The organism is Synechococcus sp. H55.7 (genome assembly GCF_047462395.1).
In the GTDB taxonomy this organism is placed as follows: domain Bacteria; phylum Cyanobacteriota; class Cyanobacteriia; order Thermostichales; family Thermostichaceae; genus Thermostichus.
On record NZ_JANSJD010000038.1, the window covers coordinates 1 to 3451 of the forward strand.

A 3451-nucleotide genomic window follows, 5' to 3' on the forward strand; every position below is an offset into this window, starting at 1 on the left:
GGGCAGAAGAAGAGACAAAAGCTCTGCTGCCAAGCGGGTGAGGAAACCCCACCCGCCTACGCGGTGGGGTAGTTCATAAATGCTCTGCCCGGCTGTGGAGGGCCTTGCCTGCCGCTTCAGGATTAGCCCGCCGTTACCGATACATCTTCGATGCGCAGAGTCGGAAAGGCCGTGGTGCCGTTGAAAACAGTTACCTCTTGTGAGATGGCGGAGATATTGCGCAAACAATCGTAGAGGTTGCCGGCAATGGTGGTCTCCAGGATGGGGCGCTTCTCGCCACCTTTGACCAAAAAGCCCCCCTTCACCACTCCGGAAAAATCGCCGGTGATCGGGTTGCTGCTGCCGGAAAGCCGCGTGACGATAATGCCCCGCTCCATCGCATACAGCTCAGACAAAGGGGTTGTCCCCGGGGCCACGCTCAGACAGGCCGGCCCCACGCCCGGCAAGCTGCCCGCCCCCCCTGTGGCATGGCCGTTGGAGGGAACGCCGGCAGCCCGGCCTTCGTAGCTGTTGTACATGAAGTTGCAGAGGATCCCTTCGTGGATCAGGGGGGTAATTTGGCGTGGCATCCCCTCGCGGTCGAAGGGCTCGATGGGGTGGCCGGGCAAGCCCAGCCCCTCGGAAACCAAGGTCAACAGGGGGCTGGCGATCAGGGATCCCATCTTCTGCGCCAGCGGGCTTTTGCCCTTGCGCACCGCGTCCGCCCCCAGCACAAAGAGGAGATCTCCCAGAAACTCCTCCACCACATCCGGCGGCAGGACGATGGAACCGCGAAAACTCTCCCCCTCCCTAGCTCCTAGGGCCCCCACACACTTTTGCACAAAGCGCTCAAAAGCCCGCTCCAGCGCCGGCAGCAGCTCCGCCCGCTTCTGCACACTGTCGCCGTCGTAGGCAAAGCTGCCCACCTCGTCCCCATCGATGGCCATGCCAAACAGGGATCCGCCCGCCTCGACGCTGTGGTAGTTGGCGCGGATGCCGGTGGAAGAAGCAATGGCCACGGTATCCTCTTCCACGCTGAAGGAGCCGCTGTCAATGGTGATGCGGGGGTCTTGGGAGCGCACCCACTCCACCAGTTGGGATCCCAGTTGCGTCAGCTCAGCAGCATCCAGTTCCAGCAGGCCTGGGTCGAGGGCAAGGGGCACCTGGGGCAGAGGCTGGGGATCCGGCAGGCCGTTGAGGGGATCCGCCGGCGAAGCCTTGGCCATGGCCACCGCCTCAGCCGCTGTCTCGGCCAGCTCTTCTGGGCGGTTGGAAGTGGCAAAGCCCAGCCTGCCGCCGCAGAAAACCCGGATGCCGAACAGGGTCTCGCTGCTGCTACGGGCCAGGTTGAGGTCATTTTTCTCAAAAGTTACTTCCGTCTCACGGCCTGAGTTGGCAAACACCTCTGCTTGGTCAGCTCCGGCAGCCAGGGCCTTTTGCACACCCTGTTCGCAAAGATCCAGCAGGTTTTCAGGAGCAATGACGGAGCCGGCCATAGAACTTGAGAGCTGCAAGAGAACAGTTCTATTATCGACCCTGCTGCCAAGACCTGCCCCAACAGCAGGGGCCAGATGATCTCAACTGGTCACTTAGGCTTGGGATCCCTTTGCCGGCAGCTTTGCGGATCCCTGGCGCATCAGGGCTGCTCCAGCGGCTGATCCGAGAACAGCAAGGGGGCAATGTTGGCGGCTTGGTTGAGCGGGATCTCGTCGTGGATGGCGTACTGATAAAACTGATCCAGCCGCTGACACAAACCTTCTGGGGTCAAAGCTTGCACATTGGAGCTGATGATGTAACTCTGGGCAGGAGAGGCCCGAAACGCCTGAAAGGCTTTGCGACAAAACGCCTGCTTGGCCTCAGGATCCGCCTGGCGCCACTCCGGCCCTGTGAGTTTGCCAGAGAGTGCCGGCTCAGTTGCCGCCCAAGCGCTGGACGCGACCAGGGGCAGTCCCGTTGCCCAAACCAGCCAGGCCAGGAGGAGCAGCAATACCTGCTGCCAAGAGAACCCAAGCCGTTGCTTGTGCTGCACCATAGGTGGATATGCTGAGGGAAGGAGCTTGGAATGCCGAAGCATCCCTAGCGATCCTATCGCCCTCGGTCTCCCCCATCCAGCCGAGGACAGCCCTGGAGCAAGGTTGGCAAGCAGCTCTATGGCTCGCAGCAAACCCCGCCAAAAACAGCGCTTTCCCCATCTGCTGGGCTCCAAGTGGACTTCTGTCCAGCCTGTGATGGGTTGGCGACATTTTCAGGTCGCCGCCCGCCAAGAGGGGCAAGGGGGGCTGGTGTTTGCCGAGCTGAGGGCCGTCTGCGATCCCCAGGTGCGCCTCTGGGTCAACGCCGCCACCCTCAAAAACCGGGATCTCTGGCAGCCGGGCTGGACACCGCTGGAAGACGGGATCCCCTGCGGATCTGGCGAATCGTCTCTCTCTAGAGACTCAGGGATCCCCGGATCCCTCTAGCGCTGTATTCTTCTGGCTACAAGACTTTTGAGGAGAAAACGATGCCCAGGTGTGATGTCTGTGGGAAAGAGCTCGGCTACGGCGACTATCAATGGGCCAAGCGCTGTACCAATCCCTACGGGAAATCCCACCTTATCTGCTTCGACTGCTACAGCGGTTCTTCCTGTCCCATCTGCTCCTCCCCTCTCGAGTCGGCAGAATAGAAAGAAGTCGTTCTCAACAGCCGCTTTTCCTCTCCCGGTGAGCCAAGCTCTTGGAAGGAAGTTGGCAAAAGTCTCGCTGGTGTTCCCAAGGGAGCCGCAACAGTGCGCATTGGCCAGGGCTATGACATCCACCGCCTCGTAGAAGGGCGCCCCCTGATCCTAGGCGGGATCCGGATCCCTTATGAAAAGGGTCTGTTGGGCCACAGCGACGCCGACGTGCTCACCCACGCCATTATGGACGCCCTCCTAGGAGCCGCCGCCCTGCGGGACATTGGCTACTACTTTCCCCCGGAAGAGGAGCGCTGGAAAGGGGCAGACAGCATTCTCCTCTTGCAGCAGGTGGTGCAGTTGGTAAGCCAAGAGGGCTGGCGCATTGCCAACGTCGATAGCGTCGTGGTGGCAGAGCAGCCCAAGCTCAAGCCCCACATCCCCGCCATGCAGGCCCGCCTGGCCGAGGCCATGCAACTATCGCCCAAACAAGTAGGCGTGAAGGCCACCACCAACGAAAAACTCGGCCCCGTCGGCCAGGGAGAGGCCATGGCTGCCTTTGCCGTCGCCCTGCTGGTGGAACGCTGAGCCGCCGGCTTGCGGAAAGCACCTGGCCGTTGCCCTGCCCAAGCTGCCAAACTGGCAAGCAATCGCTCCCTCAAAAAACCAATTGGCCCCCATTGTCGTGAAACCCCCTGCCGCCTCGATCCCAGCTCCCCTCTCCCTCTGGGAGAGGGGCCGGGCGCGGTCACTTATACACATCTGACGCAGCCGACGAAGAGCAAAGTGTAGAACTCGGTGGTACCCGTAACAATAAAAAAA

4 protein-coding genes are annotated in these 3451 nt (G+C 61.2%); 2 read left to right on the forward strand and 2 right to left on the reverse strand.

Features of this window, described 5'->3' with window-relative positions:
- Nucleotides 1-122: 122 nt before the first annotated feature.
- Nucleotides 123-1475 (reverse strand): TldD/PmbA family protein, encoded by a 1353-nt coding sequence (locus NW851_RS12735; protein WP_414339010.1) that lies wholly within the window; start codon nt 1473-1475, stop codon nt 123-125.
- A 140-nt stretch (nt 1476-1615) separates the two neighbouring features.
- The gene (locus tag NW851_RS12740; protein WP_414334649.1) at nt 1616-2011 is read right to left on the reverse strand and encodes a hypothetical protein; all 396 of its coding nucleotides are present in this window, start codon (nt 2009-2011) and stop codon (nt 1616-1618) included.
- Nucleotides 2012-2129: 118 nt separating this feature from the next.
- On the opposite strand from NW851_RS12740, the gene NW851_RS12745 reads away from it, so the two are divergent.
- Together NW851_RS12745 and ispF are read left to right on the forward strand one after the other, a co-directional pair.
- A complete protein-coding gene (locus tag NW851_RS12745) occupies nt 2130-2438 on the forward strand; it encodes a TIGR02450 family Trp-rich protein (protein WP_414339013.1) in 309 nt (102 codons plus the stop codon).
- A gap of 305 nt (nt 2439-2743) precedes the next feature.
- The gene (gene ispF / locus NW851_RS12750; RefSeq protein WP_414334653.1) at nt 2744-3217 is read left to right on the forward strand and encodes a 2-C-methyl-D-erythritol 2,4-cyclodiphosphate synthase; all 474 of its coding nucleotides are present in this window, start codon (nt 2744-2746) and stop codon (nt 3215-3217) included.
- Nucleotides 3218-3451: the final 234 nt, after the last annotated feature.